The 13,195-nt window shown below is 69.3% G+C and carries 16 protein-coding genes and 1 tRNA gene; 7 read left to right on the forward strand and 10 right to left on the reverse strand.

The annotated features are described in order from the left end of the window. Positions 1-214 precede the first annotated feature (214 nt). Both MA876_RS02345 and MA876_RS02350 read right to left on the reverse strand, forming a co-directional pair. Positions 215-287, reverse strand: a tRNA-Arg gene (locus MA876_RS02345). 38 nt (positions 288-325) lie between these two features. Beyond that, positions 326-904, reverse strand: coding sequence for an asparagine synthase (locus MA876_RS02350; protein ID WP_248145730.1), 579 nt, complete (start codon positions 902-904; stop codon positions 326-328). Between the two features lie 91 nt (positions 905-995). Here MA876_RS02350 and MA876_RS02355 point away from each other — a divergent pair, with 91 nt between their 5' ends. After that, positions 996-1,829, forward strand: a complete 834-nt coding sequence (locus tag MA876_RS02355; protein ID WP_248145732.1) for an SDR family NAD(P)-dependent oxidoreductase — start codon at positions 996-998, stop codon at positions 1,827-1,829. A gap of 24 nt (positions 1,830-1,853) precedes the next feature. Here MA876_RS02355 and MA876_RS02360 read toward each other — a convergent pair whose 3' ends face one another. After that, positions 1,854-2,231, reverse strand: coding sequence for a DUF5684 domain-containing protein (locus MA876_RS02360; RefSeq protein WP_248145734.1), 378 nt, complete (start codon positions 2,229-2,231; stop codon positions 1,854-1,856). Positions 2,232-2,258: 27 nt separating this feature from the next. Then, the gene (locus MA876_RS02365; protein ID WP_248145736.1) at positions 2,259-2,690 is read right to left on the reverse strand and encodes a YdeI/OmpD-associated family protein; all 432 of its coding nucleotides are present in this window, start codon (positions 2,688-2,690) and stop codon (positions 2,259-2,261) included. Positions 2,691-2,822: 132 nt separating this feature from the next. Between MA876_RS02365 and MA876_RS02370 the strand changes: the two genes are divergently transcribed. The 3 genes from MA876_RS02370 to MA876_RS02380 all read left to right on the forward strand — a co-directional run bounded on the left by MA876_RS02370 (position 2,823) and on the right by MA876_RS02380 (position 4,098). Further along, entirely contained in the window at positions 2,823-3,011 is a 189-nt protein-coding gene (locus MA876_RS02370) for a hypothetical protein (RefSeq protein WP_248145738.1), read from the forward strand. A 147-nt stretch (positions 3,012-3,158) separates the two neighbouring features. Next, positions 3,159-3,578, forward strand: a complete 420-nt coding sequence (locus MA876_RS02375) for a DUF4383 domain-containing protein (protein WP_248145740.1) — start codon at positions 3,159-3,161, stop codon at positions 3,576-3,578. A 1-nt stretch (position 3,579) separates the two neighbouring features. Next, the gene (locus MA876_RS02380; protein ID WP_248145742.1) at positions 3,580-4,098 is read left to right on the forward strand and encodes a hypothetical protein; all 519 of its coding nucleotides are present in this window, start codon (positions 3,580-3,582) and stop codon (positions 4,096-4,098) included. Positions 4,099-4,127: 29 nt separating this feature from the next. On the opposite strand, the gene MA876_RS02385 is transcribed toward MA876_RS02380, so the two are convergent. The 5 genes from MA876_RS02385 to MA876_RS02405 form a co-directional block, all read right to left on the reverse strand. Continuing rightward, entirely contained in the window at positions 4,128-5,072 is a 945-nt protein-coding gene (locus MA876_RS02385) for an aldose 1-epimerase family protein (RefSeq protein ID WP_248145743.1), read from the reverse strand. Between the two features lie 4 nt (positions 5,073-5,076). After that, the gene (gene araA / locus MA876_RS02390) at positions 5,077-6,579 is read right to left on the reverse strand and encodes an L-arabinose isomerase (RefSeq protein WP_248145744.1); all 1,503 of its coding nucleotides are present in this window, start codon (positions 6,577-6,579) and stop codon (positions 5,077-5,079) included. A gap of 56 nt (positions 6,580-6,635) precedes the next feature. Next, complete coding sequence (locus MA876_RS02395; RefSeq protein ID WP_248145745.1) at positions 6,636-8,171, reverse strand: xylulokinase; 1,536 nt, start codon at positions 8,169-8,171, stop codon at positions 6,636-6,638. Then, complete coding sequence (locus tag MA876_RS02400) at positions 8,168-8,878, reverse strand: L-ribulose-5-phosphate 4-epimerase (protein WP_248145746.1); 711 nt, start codon at positions 8,876-8,878, stop codon at positions 8,168-8,170. The genes MA876_RS02395 and MA876_RS02400 overlap by 4 nt, the downstream gene beginning before the upstream one ends. Before the next feature lie 205 nt (positions 8,879-9,083). Further along, positions 9,084-10,079, reverse strand: coding sequence for a LacI family DNA-binding transcriptional regulator (locus MA876_RS02405; RefSeq protein WP_248145747.1), 996 nt, complete (start codon positions 10,077-10,079; stop codon positions 9,084-9,086). A gap of 19 nt (positions 10,080-10,098) precedes the next feature. Here MA876_RS02405 and MA876_RS02410 point away from each other — a divergent pair, with 19 nt between their 5' ends. Continuing rightward, on the forward strand, positions 10,099-10,998 hold the full coding sequence (locus MA876_RS02410; protein WP_248145748.1) for an oxygenase MpaB family protein: 900 nt from the start codon (positions 10,099-10,101) through the stop codon (positions 10,996-10,998). A 23-nt stretch (positions 10,999-11,021) separates the two neighbouring features. Here MA876_RS02410 and MA876_RS02415 read toward each other — a convergent pair whose 3' ends face one another. After that, the gene (locus MA876_RS02415; RefSeq protein ID WP_248145749.1) at positions 11,022-11,576 is read right to left on the reverse strand and encodes a hypothetical protein; all 555 of its coding nucleotides are present in this window, start codon (positions 11,574-11,576) and stop codon (positions 11,022-11,024) included. A 225-nt stretch (positions 11,577-11,801) separates the two neighbouring features. Between MA876_RS02415 and MA876_RS02420 the strand changes: the two genes are divergently transcribed. Together MA876_RS02420 and MA876_RS02425 are read left to right on the forward strand one after the other, a co-directional pair. Further along, positions 11,802-12,644 (forward strand): NAD-dependent epimerase/dehydratase family protein, encoded by an 843-nt coding sequence (locus MA876_RS02420; RefSeq protein ID WP_248145750.1) that lies wholly within the window; start codon positions 11,802-11,804, stop codon positions 12,642-12,644. Then, entirely contained in the window at positions 12,641-13,159 is a 519-nt protein-coding gene (locus tag MA876_RS02425; protein WP_248145752.1) for a DnaJ family domain-containing protein, read from the forward strand. The genes MA876_RS02420 and MA876_RS02425 overlap by 4 nt, the downstream gene beginning before the upstream one ends. The last annotated feature ends 36 nt before the right edge of the window (positions 13,160-13,195 follow it).

Here is a 13,195-nt window from a genome sequence, read left to right on the forward strand (position 1 = left end):
AGGGCGGTGGCTTCGGCGTCGGCTCTTCGAGTCGTAGAGCGCGCCCGCCCGTGGTCTCGCCGTTCCGGCCAGTCCCGGGGTACGCCAAGTGCACACATCGGTGCACACTTATCCCTGCACTCCTGTGTCGCGATGGGACAACAGAGGATGCGTGGAGAAACAGAAGAACCCGCGGTGATCCGCGGGTTCTTCCAAGTACTGTCTCAACACAGTGTGCGCCCGAAGAGACTCGAACTCCCAACCTTCTGATCCGTAGTCAGATGCTCTATCCATTGAGCTACGGGCGCATGGTCACGCTCTCGCGCACACCAGCGTCCAGAATACCTCACTCCTGCTCTGACGACGAATCGGGGTCGGAGTCCCGCGCGATCGCCCGGCGATGGGCCGCGAGGCGCGGCAGGTCGATGAGTCGGAGCGACTGCATCCGCGCAGCGCGCATGGTCTCGTAGTCGGGATCGAGGTCCGCCCGCATCCCCTCGACCTGCAGGCGCCGCTGCAGGTTCGCCTCGACGTCTCCCCACGCGGCGTCCCGGGACTCCTCGACCAGCGCTGCCACGGATTCAGGATCCGCCGCCCGGTGACGCAGCACCTTCGCGACGCCGCGATACTGCCGTTCGCGCTTGCGGAGATTGCGTGTGTCGCGGTCGCGGTAGTCGTGCGTGCCGTCGGGATCGGTGAACTTGCCCCACGCCTTCTTGCGCTGCTTCCTCACGAGGTCGGCCGCAGCCTCCTGCTCGGTCGCGAGAGCCTCGAGCGTCTCGCGGGCGAATGGGGCGACCTGGTCGACGTCGAAGGTCTCGTCGTGGGCGATGGCCTGAACGAGGATGTGGTTGCGCACGGCGAGGCGCGCCGCGGCGGCCGCGATCGACACGCCCTCGGCGATCGCATCGGCAGTCTTCCCCACAGCACTGAGGCTAGCGTCCGCGACGCCCTCCCGAGTGGGCGACAATCTAATGTCCGGTTCGACGAAGACAGGAGACCAGGGCGTGCGCAGGATGAAGCGACTCGACGTGAGCGGCAGGACGAGCGTCATCACGGGCGCCGCGAGTGGCATGGGTGCCGAGGTCGCGCGGGAGCTCGCGCGACGCGGAGCACGACTCGCGCTGATCGACCGCAACCGGGAGGGCATCGAAGCCCTCGATCTCCCCGGCACGGGTCACACGATGCACGTCGTCGACCTGACCGACGACGACGCCGTTTTCACGCTCGCGGGTGAGATCGAGGCATCCCACCCCCACGTGCAGACGCTCATCACGTGCGCCGGGTCCTCGATGCTCGGCGACATCGACCAGGTCACGATGGACGAGATGCGCTGGCTCATGGACGTCAACCTCTGGGGCACGGTCAACATCACGAAAGCGCTGCTGCCGGCGATGCGGCGCCAGCCCGCGGCGCACATCACGCACCTCGTGTCGATCTACGGTCTCGCGGCGCCCGCCGGCCGCATCCCGTACGCGATGAGCAAGTTCGCGGTGCGCGGGTTCACCGAGTCGCTTCGGCATGAGCTCGAGCGTTCGAACGTGACCGTCGGCGCGATCTACCCCGCGGGAGTCAAGACCGGCATCATCCTGCACGGGCGCTATGCCGCGGCGATCGATCCCGCAGTGGCCCAGCGCGCCGCCGCCGCGCAGGCCGCGATGTACCACACCGAGCCCGCCGACGCGGCGCACCGGATCGTCGAGGCGACGGTCAAGCGCAAGCCGCGCGTCATGGTCGGCCGCGAGGCTCGACTCGTCGACGCCCTGTCGCGGCTGACCCCCACGAACTACTGGAAGCCCATGCGCAAGCCGCTCAAGGACGCGATCGATACGACGACGCCGATCGGCTGACGCTTCGTCAGCTCAGCGCGCGGATCAGACCGGCTTGGTGTACTGCGCCTTGCCGAAGCCGATGATGAAGTAGCCGATCCACTGGATGAGGAACAGCAGGAAGAACGAGAACACTCCGCCCTTGCCGAACGCCTTGCCGACCCGGAACGCCACCATGATGTGAAGGACGATGTTCGCGATCGGTATGAAGAAGAGAAGTCCGAGCCACGCCGACCAGCCGGCGATCTTGACCAGGATGAACATGTTGACGATGGGGATGATGGCGAGGATGCCAGGCCACCCCGCCTTGGCGAAGACCTTCCACAGGGCGACGACGACGAGGATGTACCAGATGAGGCCGAAGATGCCGGAGACGGTATAGAGGCCCGCGAGATCGGCCTGCGAGGTGATGGAGTCGCTCATGCGCTCAGCCTAGGGGCGCGGCGCGCGTCAGCCGCGCAGTTTGTCGACGATGGATGCCACGCGCCGCGCCCGGGTCTCGTCGGTCTTCGCGCCTTCGACGTTCGTCACGTGCGCCTTGCGGGCACTCGGCGCGAGCTTGTCGAACGCCGAGGTCGCGCCGCCGGCCGCGAGCGCAGCGGCGAGGTCGTCGGGCACGACGGTCGTACGCGGCGCCGTGTCGAGTTCGATGTCGACCGTGATCGCGTCACCTCCCTGGATCCCCGACGCCGCCCGTTTGTCGGAACTGAAGGGGACGAGGTAGCGCCCGCCCATGACCCCGACGGTGCTGTCGTAGGCGAATCCGTTCACGACGACCTTCACGGCCGGCCGTTTGCCACCGCCGAGCTGTTCGAGGATCTCGAGGGGAACCTCGATCCCGGTGTTGTTGCCCATCTGCGACATGGTCGTCTCGTAGCGCATGGCTCCGAGTCTGCCAGGGCTGTGGCATCCGGGCCTAGCAATCCGATGCCACCTGCGCAAGCCCCTGCTCTTTCCCCACGCGCGACGTAGCGTCGAAGGAGACCACCACGAAGGGAGCACATCATGGGATTCATGGATGACGCCAAGGAGACCGCCGAGGCCGTCGGCGAGAAGATCAAGCGTGGCTTCGAAGACACGACCGACCGCATCGGCGACAAGATCGACGAGCACAAGGCCGACGCGGACGTCAAGAAGGCCGAGGCGGAGCGCGACTCGGTGAAGACGCGCAACGACATCAAGGAAGAGCTGCGCGACAGCTGATTCCCGCACGACTGCCGTGACACGGCACCGACGGGGGGCCTCGAAGAGTACTTCGGGGCCTTCTGCTTTGCCTGCAAACCGATCGTCAAGGCGTTCCGAACAGCCCTGTGACACGGCATCCGTCGTGCGTGAACAGGAGGTCCTGCCATGCGATCGTCACCGAACCGTCTCGTCGCGGTCATCTTCGGCGCCGTCTACCTGCTCGTCGGAGCGCTGGGCTTCGCCTACACGGGCGGCGTGGGCTTCGTCGCGACCGAGGGCGGACTCATCCTCGGAATCTTCGAGGTCAACCCGCTCCACAACATCATCCACCTGCTCGTCGGGGCGGCCCTCCTGATCGCGGGCCTCTCGTCGGTCGTCGCAGCCAAGACGATCAACACGATCATCGGAGCCGTGTACCTGCTCCTGGGCATCGTGGGGTTCTTCCTCGTCGGCACGGCGCTGAACATCCTGGCGCTCAACACGTTCGACCACTTCCTGCACCTCGCCAGCGCCATCGTGCTGCTGGGTGTGGGACTGGCTGCAGACAAGTCCGTGCGTTCGACGCGGAACCCGCGGACGGTCTGACATGACGGCCGCTCCCCTCGCCACGACCCGCAGCGCCAGTCCGGCGTGGACGTCTGTCGCGGCATGGGGAGCTGGCCTGATCGAGCTCGCACTCGGCGCCGGCGCACTCACTTCGGGAGACTCCCCCTGGGGGTGGGGAGTCATCCTGATCGCACTCGGCGTCGCGGGACTCGTATGGGGAGCCGCGACGCTCGCCCGGGGGCACCTTCTCGCTCCCCGGACGGGCGTCGCCGGCGCCCTCGCCTCTCTGGTCGCGGTGGTCGCGATACTCGTGCTGGACCCAGCCCGCACCAGCGTCGTGACCGTGGGCGCGGCATCCGTGCTTCTCGTCGCCGTCGCCCTCTCGTGCGCACGGCAGAGTCGCAGGCGAACGGATGCCGCACCCCCGCGTCTCTGGGTGCTGTTCGCCGCGGCGGTCATCGTGGCGGGCATCGTCACTCCCGCGCTCGGCGCGACGGAGGCCGGCCTGCTCGCGCCGGACCACAGCGACCACGGGATCGTCGATCCCGGCCACCACTGAGCCGAAGCGACGAAGCCCCGGGCGGCGCGTCAGGCGATGGCGGCGATGCGCCAACCCACCTCGACCGACTCGCCCGCGCTCAGCACGATGAGGCCCGCGTCGTAGGGGTAGCGATCGGCGTTGAACGCATCGGGCGCGCACGTCATCGGCTCGACCGCGAGGCCGAGCCTGCTGTCGGCGGCGACCGGCTTGTCGGCGGTGTGGATCTGCACCCAGGGGCACGAAGCGTCCCACGTCATCTCGACGCCCTGTCCCGCGGCATCCGTCACCCGGACCGTCGCGAAGCCGTCCTCATCACGGTGCAGCGCCGTGAAGGCGTGGTCGATCTCGGCGGCGCCGATCCGGCGCGCGGTGCGGAAGTCGAAGCGCGCCGGGTCGTCCTGACCGACGGGTTCGAGGTCGATGGGCGAGAGCCGATCGTCGGTGACGGCGAGCACCTGGCCGGCGGGAAGCTCGAGCGTCCAGTCATCCACTCGCCCCTCGCCTGCGACGAGGTAAGGATGCGGGCCGGTGCCCCACGGAGCGGGCTCGAGCGAGTCGTTGCGGCCCGTGACCGTCTGTGTCAGGCCGTCGGGACCGAGCGCGAACGTCGTTGTGACGACGATGCGCCAGGGGTACGACACCTGCGGCTGGATGACGGCGGCCAGCGTCACGTGGTCGGGCCCCTTGTCGACGGCCTCGAAGTCGAGCCACGTGCCGAACCCGTGCAGCGCGTGCGAGCGTGCGGGCTCGGTCAGCGCGAGCTGGAAGTCACGGCCCTCGAAGGAGTACTTGCCGTCGACGACGCGGTTCGGCCACGGCACGAGGATCGCGCCTCGCGTCGCAGGACGCACTTCGTCGGCCTCGAACGGCACCACGAGGTCCCGCCCCTGGTACGTCAGCGAGCGGAGGGATGCTCCGACGCTCGCGATGACGGCCTCGTAGTCCCCCGATCGAAGGGCGTGCTGGGTGCCGGACAGGGGGGTGCGTGCCATGGGGTCAGAGTCCTTGAGCGAGTCGGTAATACGCCTGGTTCCACCTCAGCTCGCGCTGGAAGCCGCGAACGGTGGTGTCATCGTCGATGACGACGAGCTCGGTCCCCGCGATCTCCGCGAAGTCGCGGAAGACCTCGATGCCGACGGCGGTCGTCATAACAGTATGGTGCGCGGCACCCGCGGCGAGCCAGCAGGCGGCCGATGTCGCGAAGTCGGGCGCGGGCTTCCACACCGCGCGGCCCACCGGAAGCTTCGGCAGGTCGGGAGCCTCGACGTTCTCGACGACGTTCGCGACCAGCCGGAAGCGATCGCGCATGTCGCTCATCGCGACGACGAGCGCGGGTCCGGCATCCGCCGTGAACACGAGGCGCACGGGGTCGTCCTTGCCCCCGATGCCGAGCGCGTGCACCTCGAGGCGCGGCTTCGCGGTCGTGAGCGACGGCGAGACCTCGAGCATGTGCGCGCCGAGGATGCGCTCGGAGCCCGGCACGAGGTCGTACGTGTAGTCCTCCATGAGGCTCGCGCCGCCGGGAAGACCCGCACCCATCACGTTCGCGACGCGCACGAGGATCGCGGTCTTCCAGTCGCCCTCGGCACCGAAGCCGTAGCCCTCTGCCATGAGACGCTGCACCGCGAGACCCGGCAGCTGCTTGAGCGCGCCGAGATCCTCGAACGAGGTCGTGAACGCGCCGAAGCCACCAGCCTCGAGGAACGAGCGCAGGCCGATCTCGATCGCCGCACCGTCGCGCAGCGACTGGTGGCGGTCGCCGCCCGGCTGCAGCTCGGGGGCGACGTCGTACTCGTCGAGGTACACCGCGACGAGTGCGTCGACGTCGGCGTCGGATGCGGCATCCACCGCCTCGACGAGCTCGTTGACACCCCACGTGTTGACCTGCACGCCGAAGCGCAGCTCGGCTTCGGTCTTGTCGCCCTCGGTGACGGCGACGTAGCGCATGTTGTCGCCGAAGCGCGCGAGCTTGAGCGTGCGCGCTGCGGTCCAGCCGGCCGCGGCGCGCTGCCAGTCTTCGATCTGCTGCACGACGGCGGGGTTCGACACATGTCCGACGACGGTCTTGCGCGCGACGCCGAGGCGGGTCTGGATATAGCCGAACTCGCGGTCGCCGTGCGCGGCCTGGTTCAGGTTCATGAAGTCGAAGTCGATGTCGGCCCACGGCAGCTCGACGTTCGCCTGCGTGTGCAGGTGCAGAAGCGGCTTGCGCAGTGCGTCGAGGCCGGCGATCCACATCTTCGCGGGGCTGAAGGTGTGCATCCACGCGATGACGCCGATGACGTCGTCGCGCGCGTTGACCTCGAGCGCCAGGCGGCGGATGGAGTCCGAGTCCTTGAGCACGGGCTTCCAGACGACCTTCACCGGGAGCCCTGCGAGCCCGTCGGCGACGGCCTGCGACTGCTCGGCGACCTGGCGCAGCGTCTCTTCGCCGTAGAGGTTCTGGCTGCCGGTGACGAACCAGACTTCGTAGGCGTCGAGCGAGGAGGAGAGGGTCATGGTGGTGTCTTTCCGGTCGTTGAGCGAGGAGCGAAGCGACGAGACGAAACGTCGGTTCAGAGAGCGGTGACGGCGGCGGCCTCGACGGCGAGGCCCGCCCGGTAGCGGTCGAGATACGTCGCGAAGCCCGCGACGTCGGCGGGGTCGGGATCGACGGTGGATGCCGCGGACCCCGCGAAGATGCGACGCTCGAGGTAGGTCGACAGATCGGTCTCGGCATCGCCCAGGAACGCCGCCAGCACGGCGATGCCCCACGCTCCACCCTCCGAGGCGGTCGCGCCGACCGATACGGGAGCATCCAGTGCGCCCGCGAGGAACCGCTGTGCAACCCCCGCCGTGCGGAACATGCCGCCGTGGGCATGCATCCGATCCAGCGTCACCCCCTCGTCGTCGAGGATGCGCATGCCGAGGGCGAGTGTGCCGAATACGCCGTAGAGCTGCGCGCGCATGACGTTCGCGAGCGTCATGCGGCTGTCGGGGGTGCGCACGAAGAGCGGACGACCCTCGGTGAGCCCGGCGATGGGCTCGCCGGCGAGGTGGTTGTAGGCGAGCAGGCCCCCGGCATCCGCCTCCCCCTCCAGCGCTTCACGGAAAAGCGTGTCGAAGACCTCGTCGGCGGAGACGGCGGATCCGGATGCCGCGGCGAAGCGCTCGAACAACCCGACCCACGCCGAGAGCTCGCTCGCACCGTTGTTGCAGTGCACCATCGCGACGGCATCACCTGCCGGAGTCGTCACCAGGTCGAGCTCCTCGTGCACGCGCGCAAGGGGCTTCTCGAGCACGACCATGGCGAAGATGCTCGTGCCGGCGCTCACGTTGCCCGTCCGCGGTGCGACGGCCCCCGTCGCGACCATGCCGGTGCCGGCGTCCCCCTCGGGCGGGCACAGCGGGATCCCGGATGACAGAGCTCCGGTCGGGTCGAGGAGCGCCGCACCTTCCATGGTGAGCGCACCGGCGGGCTCGCCCGCGACGAGCACGCGCGGCAGAAGTTCGCGCAGACCGCTCGGCAGCCCTCCGAGGGTGTCGAACCGGGCCAGCAGCTCATCGTCGTAGTCGCGCGTCAGGGAATCGACGGGGAACATGCCCGAGGCATCCCCGATCCCGAGTACTCGTTCGCCGGTCAGTCGCCAGTGCACGTATCCGGCGAGAGTCGTGAGGAAGTCGATCCGGCCGGTGTGCGGTTCGTCGTCGAGGACCGCCTGCCGCACGTGTGCGACCGACCACCGCAGCGGGATGTTCGTTCCGAGCAGGTCGCTGAGCTCGCCGGCGGCCGCCGCGGTGTTCGTGTTGCGCCACGTGCGGAAGGGCACGAGCAGCTCGCCGTCGGCGTCGAACGCGAGGTAGCCGTGCATCATCGCCGAGACGCCGACGGCGCGGATGTCCGGATCCTCGCCCAGCGCCGCGACGAGGTCGCGGTACGCCGCTTGGAGCCCCGACCACACGTCCTCGAGCGAGTAGGTCCAGAGGCGGTCCTCGAAGCGGTTCTCCCACTCGTGGCTGCCGACGGCGAGCACGTTCGTCGGGTCATCGGCGTCGACGAGACAGGCCTTGATACGCGTGGAGCCGAGCTCGATGCCGAGCACCCCGCTCATCGCCGGTCGTCCTCGGTCTGGCCGTACACGTTCTGGTACCGGTTGAAGAGCGCGTCGATCTTGTCCTGCGGGATGGGGATGAGCGGTCCGGCTTCGCGTGCGATGTGCACGGTGCGCGCCGCGTCTTCGCACATGACGGCGGCTTTGACGGCATCCTTCGCCGACACTCCGATCGTGAAAGGACCGTGATTCTGCATCAGCACGGCCCGACTGCGGTGGCCGGTGAGCGTCTCGACGATCCCGCGGCCGATCGAGTCGTCGCCGATGACGGCGAACGGGCCGATCGGGATCGGTCCGCCGAACTCGTCGGCCATGCCCGTGATGACGCACGGGATCTCTTCGCCGCGTGCCGCCCACGCGACCGCGTACGTCGAGTGCGTGTGCACGACCCCGCCGACATCAGGCATGTGGCGATAGACGTAGGCGTGCGCGGCGGTGTCGCTCGACGGGCTGCGCTCACTGCCCGCGGAGCCGGGGACGACGACGCCGTCGAGATCGCACAGGATCATGTTCTCGGGCGCGAGGTCGTCGTACGAGACACCCGAGGGCTTGATGACGAACAGATCGGCGCCCGGGACGCGTCCCGAGACGTTGCCGCCGGTCCAGATCACGAGCCCGTAGCGCACGAGCTCGGCGTGCAGCGCTGCGACGTCTGCGCGGGTGGCGGCGATCGCCGCTTCGACCTCTGGGCTGAAGTCGACAGTCACGGTGGCCTCCGTTGGTCTCGTGCGAGTGGTGCTTCGCTCGATGTTACCGGTAACAACCCGGATGTGCGACATCCGCTGTGTGCATTGCTCAGGCTGGATCGACCATCGCGCACCAAACTCGCCCCCGTCCGCTCGCGGGGCCTGAGTGCGGTACGTCTTTGAGTAGGTTTCCGTCTTCGGCGCGAGCGAAGAGCTCGTCGCCAGGTCAACGCGGGGCCGTGGATGAGCGCGGCACGAGCTCGGGCGCGTCGACGATCGGTTCATCGGCTCCGAGCACCGCGGCGACCGCGCGGCGGGCTTCGCCCGCGAAGTCGAGCCGCACCGTGGTGAGCGAGGGTGCGTAGAAAGCGGCGTCCGGGTTGTCGTCGAAGCCCACGACGCTCACATCATGCGGGACGGCCAGGGCACGCTCGCGCAGGCCGGCGACGAGGCCCAGTGCCATCTGGTCGTTCGCCACGACGACGGCGGTGATGCCGGAACGTATCGCGTCGGCGACCGCCGGCGCGATGGCATCTCCCGAGGCAGCGCTCCAGTCCCCGCGCCAGACGGGACCGGGAACGAGCTCGGCGGCAGAGATCGCGGTGGACACGCCCTCGTCGCGTGCGATCGCCTCGAGCCAGTCGTTCGGACCCGACAGCCGCGCGATCCGCCCGTGCCCCAGCGCGATCAGGTGCTCGGCGGCGAGCGCGCCGCCCTCACGCTGTCGATCCGCGCCGACTCCGGCATGGAGCGCCTCGACAGGGATCCCCGCACGGGAGTTCTCGAGCGCCGCGAAGGTCGCGACGTGCGGCGCGAGCACGATGATCCCGTCGACCCCCTGCGCGAGCAATCGGTCGGCGGCGGCGATGACGGATGCCTCGGACGCGGCATCCGCGTACGCCGTCGCGATCCAGCGACCCGATTCGCGTGCCGCAGTCTCGAGCGCGGCGATCCCGACGGAGGGCCCGTAGAGCGTCGCATCGGACGCGATCACCCCGAGCGTGCGGGTGGTGCGCGTTCCCAGGGCGCGGGCGGCGTTGTTGACCCGGTAGCCGAGCGAGGCCATGGCGTCGAGCACACGCGCGCGCGTCTCGGGCCGGATGTTCGGGTGGTCGTTGATGACGCGCGAGACCGTCTGCGTCGAGACCCCCGCGGCGCGCGCGACCTCGCGCACTCCCACTCGACCGCTCGACACCTCGTCCATCGCGCTCACGATACCCATCGCGTGGCACGCTGGGCACATGACCCTGCGTGCGCGACTGCTGACCGCGCTCGCGGGCGATCCCGACGGGACACCGTCGTGGGTGCGTGCTCTCGCCGAGGGCGACGACGACGGGTACTTCGCCGACGGAGGCGCGGTCTGGACGGTGCACGCCGGCACGGCGACCTTCGTCGCCGGCATCCGAGCCCTGCTGATCCAAGCGCTCCACCCCGGTGCCCTCGCGGGCGTGCACGACCACTCGCGCTACCGTGAGGACCCGATCGGCCGACTCACCGGCACCGTTCGCTGGATCATCTGCGTCACCTACGGCTCGACAGTCCACGCGCAGCGCGAGACCGCACGTGTGGGTCGCCTGCACGCACGGGTCGAGGGGACGTATGAGACGGATGCCGGAGCCCGCGCGTACTCCGCGTCCGACGCCACACTCGTCGAGTGGGTGCATCTCGCCTTCACCGAGGCGTTCCTCGGCGCCCACGAACGGTGGGGCGGGGCGATTCCCGGGGGCGCGGACGGGTACGTGCGGGAGTGGGCGATCGCGGGGCGGCTGATGCGGGTCGAGGCGCCACCCGAGACGGAAGCGGACCTGCGGGCGCGGATCGACGGCTTCCTCGATCGCGGCGAGCTCCGCCGCGACGTGCGGGTAGACGAAGTCGTGCGGTTCCTGCGCGATGTGCCCTTCACGGGCTCGATGCGCATCGCCTACCGGGTGCTGTTCGCCGCGGCGGTCGCCTCGCTCCCGCGGCGATACAGAAAGCTGCTCGGGCTGCGCCGCAGCATCCTTCCCGTCATCACGGCGACCCGCGTCGTGCTCGCCGTCTCGCAGCGCGCGCTCGGTTCCGGTCCTCGCGCGCAGGACTTCGCCCGTGAACGTCATCGTCGACTCGCGCACGACGAAGCCGGGGCCCACCCCGCAGGATGAGCCCCGGCTCGCAGGTGGGGGTATCAGTCGAGCAGGCCGCTGACGAGCCCGTCGACGTCGCTCGAGACGTCTCCGACGAGGTCGTCGACGTCGGCGCCGATGTCGCCGAGCGAGACGCCCGTGTCGTTGCCGGAGCCGACGGCGTTGCCGTTGCCCGTGCTGTTGCCGTTGGCGACCTCGTTGCCCGAGCCGATCGGCGCCTCGATCGAGGTGTCGTTGCCCGAACCCACGGGGGCGCTGACGTCATTGCCCGAGAGCACGGGGGTGTCGTTGCCCGACAGCACGGCGCCGTTGCCCACGTCGCTGATGAGCGGTCCGTTCACGAGGCCGCCGTCGATGCCGACGTTGCCGGCCGAGGTGTCGGTGCCGTTCGCGATCATGAAGTCGCGCAGGAGGTTCTGGATCGCGTCGGCCGAGGCCGCGACATCCGTCCAGCTCGTCGACTCGGTCGACGTGGTGGTCGTGTCGCCGTCGTGCTCGGCGGCACTCGCGGGGAACGCGAATCCGGCGACCGCGAGGGCTGTCGCTCCGGCAGAGGCGGCGACGATGGTGGTGAAACGCTTCTTCTCAGTACGCATGTGGTATCTCCTTGGTTCCGTATCGAGCGACCCGTTCCGGTCGCACGTGGGGTCATCCGGGTGTCCACCCGGAATCGGATTGGACAGGGGCTGCCGATCCGGCGACAGGTGGCACACGCAGACCGCGTGATTCCGGTGCGGGGAACGGATTCCTGAGAGAAGCCTGGGAGCATCGAACCGATCCGATTCCGCTCCCGCGACCGCCGGGAGTGGCACGCTGGGATCATGCGCATCGCCCTCACCGGATCATCCGGAAAACTCGGAACCGTCGTCGCCCGCGAACTCCGGGCGGGCGGCCACGACGTCATCGGCCTCGACATCGCAGGGAAACGAGGCCCCGGCTTCGTGCAGGTCGACCTGACCGACTACGGCCAGGTGGTCGATGCACTGACCGCAGTGGGCGACCGGCACGACGGGTTCGACGCCGTCGTGCACCTCGGCGCGATCCCGGCCCCCGGCATCCGCAGCGACGTCGCGACCTTCCACAACAACATGACCGCGACGTTCAACGTCTTCTGGGCGGCGGTGCGCCTCGGCATCCGGCGCATCGTCTCCGCATCCAGCGAGACCGTACTGGGGCTGCCGTTCGACGTGCCGCCGCCCTACGTCCCGGTGGACGAGGAGTACGCGCCGCGCCCCGAATCCGTGTACTCGCTCGTCAAGACGCTCGAAGAGCGGCTCGCCGTCGAGCTCGTGCGGTGGCATCCCGATCTCTCGATCACGGCGCTGCGGTTCTCGAACGTCATGGTGCCCGAGGACTACGCGGTGTTCCCGTCATTCGACGCCGATGCGCGGCTGCGCAAGTGGAACCTCTGGAGCTACATCGACGCCCGCGACGGCGCGCAGGCCGTCGAGCGCGCGCTCGAGGTCGCCCCGCCGGGATTCGATCAGTTTATCATCGCGGCCGCCGACTCTGTCATGTCGCGGCCGAACGCCGAACTCGTCGCCGAGGTGTTCCCCGACGTGCCGCTCGCGCGCGATTTCGGTCCGCACGAGACGCTCCTGTCGATCGACAAGGCCCGCCGCCTGCTCGGGTACGAGCCCCGGCATTCGTGGCGGGATGCATGAGCGAAGACCCCCGCCTCGCCGCCGCCCGGTATCGACAGGGCGATGACGCCGAGCCTGAGCAGCCCGCGCGCCAGCCGACGCCGCGCGACACGGCTGCTTACGTCGAGACCGCGATCCAGCAGGCGATCCGCCGTGGCGAGTTCGACGACCTGCCCGGCGCGGGCAAGCCGATCCCCCACCTCGGCGCGGGCCATGATCCGGATTGGTGGATCCGCCGCAAGATCGAGACCGAGAACCTGACGGGGCTGGGGCCCGCCGCGTTGACGCTGCGCGTGGAGGATGCCGAACTCGAGTCCGCGCTCGACACGCTCGCTCGCGAGTCCGACGTGCGCGAGGCGCTCGACGATTTCAACCGCCGAGTGATCGAGGCGCGCCGGCAGCTGCTCGGGGGTCCTCCCGTCGTGACACCGACGCGCGACATCGAGGCGGAGGTGCGAGCGTGGCGTGATCGCCGCGCCCCGCAGGAACCGGCGGATGCCCCGCCCACGCGCCGCCACTGGCGCCGCGCGCGCTGACCACCACCACCACCCGGGAATGGGGCGCCCCATTCG

It is taken from the genome of Microbacterium aoyamense (assembly GCF_023155855.1).
Classification (GTDB): Bacteria; Actinomycetota; Actinomycetes; order Actinomycetales; family Microbacteriaceae; genus Microbacterium; species Microbacterium aoyamense.

Excerpts from the sequence above, each read along its gene's own strand:
- MA876_RS02355 (WP_248145732.1), top strand. The coding sequence starts at position 996 with ATGAAGCGACTCGACGTGAGCGGCAGGACGAGCGTCATCACGGGCGCC.
- MA876_RS02360 (WP_248145734.1), bottom strand. The coding sequence starts at position 2,231 with ATGAGCGACTCCATCACCTCGCAGGCCGATCTCGCGGGCCTCTATACC.
- MA876_RS02365 (WP_248145736.1), bottom strand. The coding sequence starts at position 2,690 with ATGCGCTACGAGACGACCATGTCGCAGATGGGCAACAACACCGGGATC.
- MA876_RS02370 (WP_248145738.1), top strand. The coding sequence starts at position 2,823 with ATGGATGACGCCAAGGAGACCGCCGAGGCCGTCGGCGAGAAGATCAAG.
- MA876_RS02375 (WP_248145740.1), top strand. The coding sequence starts at position 3,159 with ATGCGATCGTCACCGAACCGTCTCGTCGCGGTCATCTTCGGCGCCGTC.
- MA876_RS02380 (WP_248145742.1), top strand. The coding sequence starts at position 3,580 with ATGACGGCCGCTCCCCTCGCCACGACCCGCAGCGCCAGTCCGGCGTGG.
- MA876_RS02385 (WP_248145743.1), bottom strand. The coding sequence starts at position 5,072 with ATGGCACGCACCCCCCTGTCCGGCACCCAGCACGCCCTTCGATCGGGG.
- araA (WP_248145744.1), bottom strand. The coding sequence starts at position 6,579 with ATGACCCTCTCCTCCTCGCTCGACGCCTACGAAGTCTGGTTCGTCACC.
- MA876_RS02395 (WP_248145745.1), bottom strand. The coding sequence starts at position 8,171 with ATGAGCGGGGTGCTCGGCATCGAGCTCGGCTCCACGCGTATCAAGGCC.
- MA876_RS02405 (WP_248145747.1), bottom strand. The coding sequence starts at position 10,079 with ATGGGTATCGTGAGCGCGATGGACGAGGTGTCGAGCGGTCGAGTGGGA.
- MA876_RS02410 (WP_248145748.1), top strand. The coding sequence starts at position 10,099 with ATGACCCTGCGTGCGCGACTGCTGACCGCGCTCGCGGGCGATCCCGAC.
- MA876_RS02415 (WP_248145749.1), bottom strand. The coding sequence starts at position 11,576 with ATGCGTACTGAGAAGAAGCGTTTCACCACCATCGTCGCCGCCTCTGCC.
- MA876_RS02420 (WP_248145750.1), top strand. The coding sequence starts at position 11,802 with ATGCGCATCGCCCTCACCGGATCATCCGGAAAACTCGGAACCGTCGTC.
- MA876_RS02425 (WP_248145752.1), top strand. The coding sequence starts at position 12,641 with ATGAGCGAAGACCCCCGCCTCGCCGCCGCCCGGTATCGACAGGGCGAT.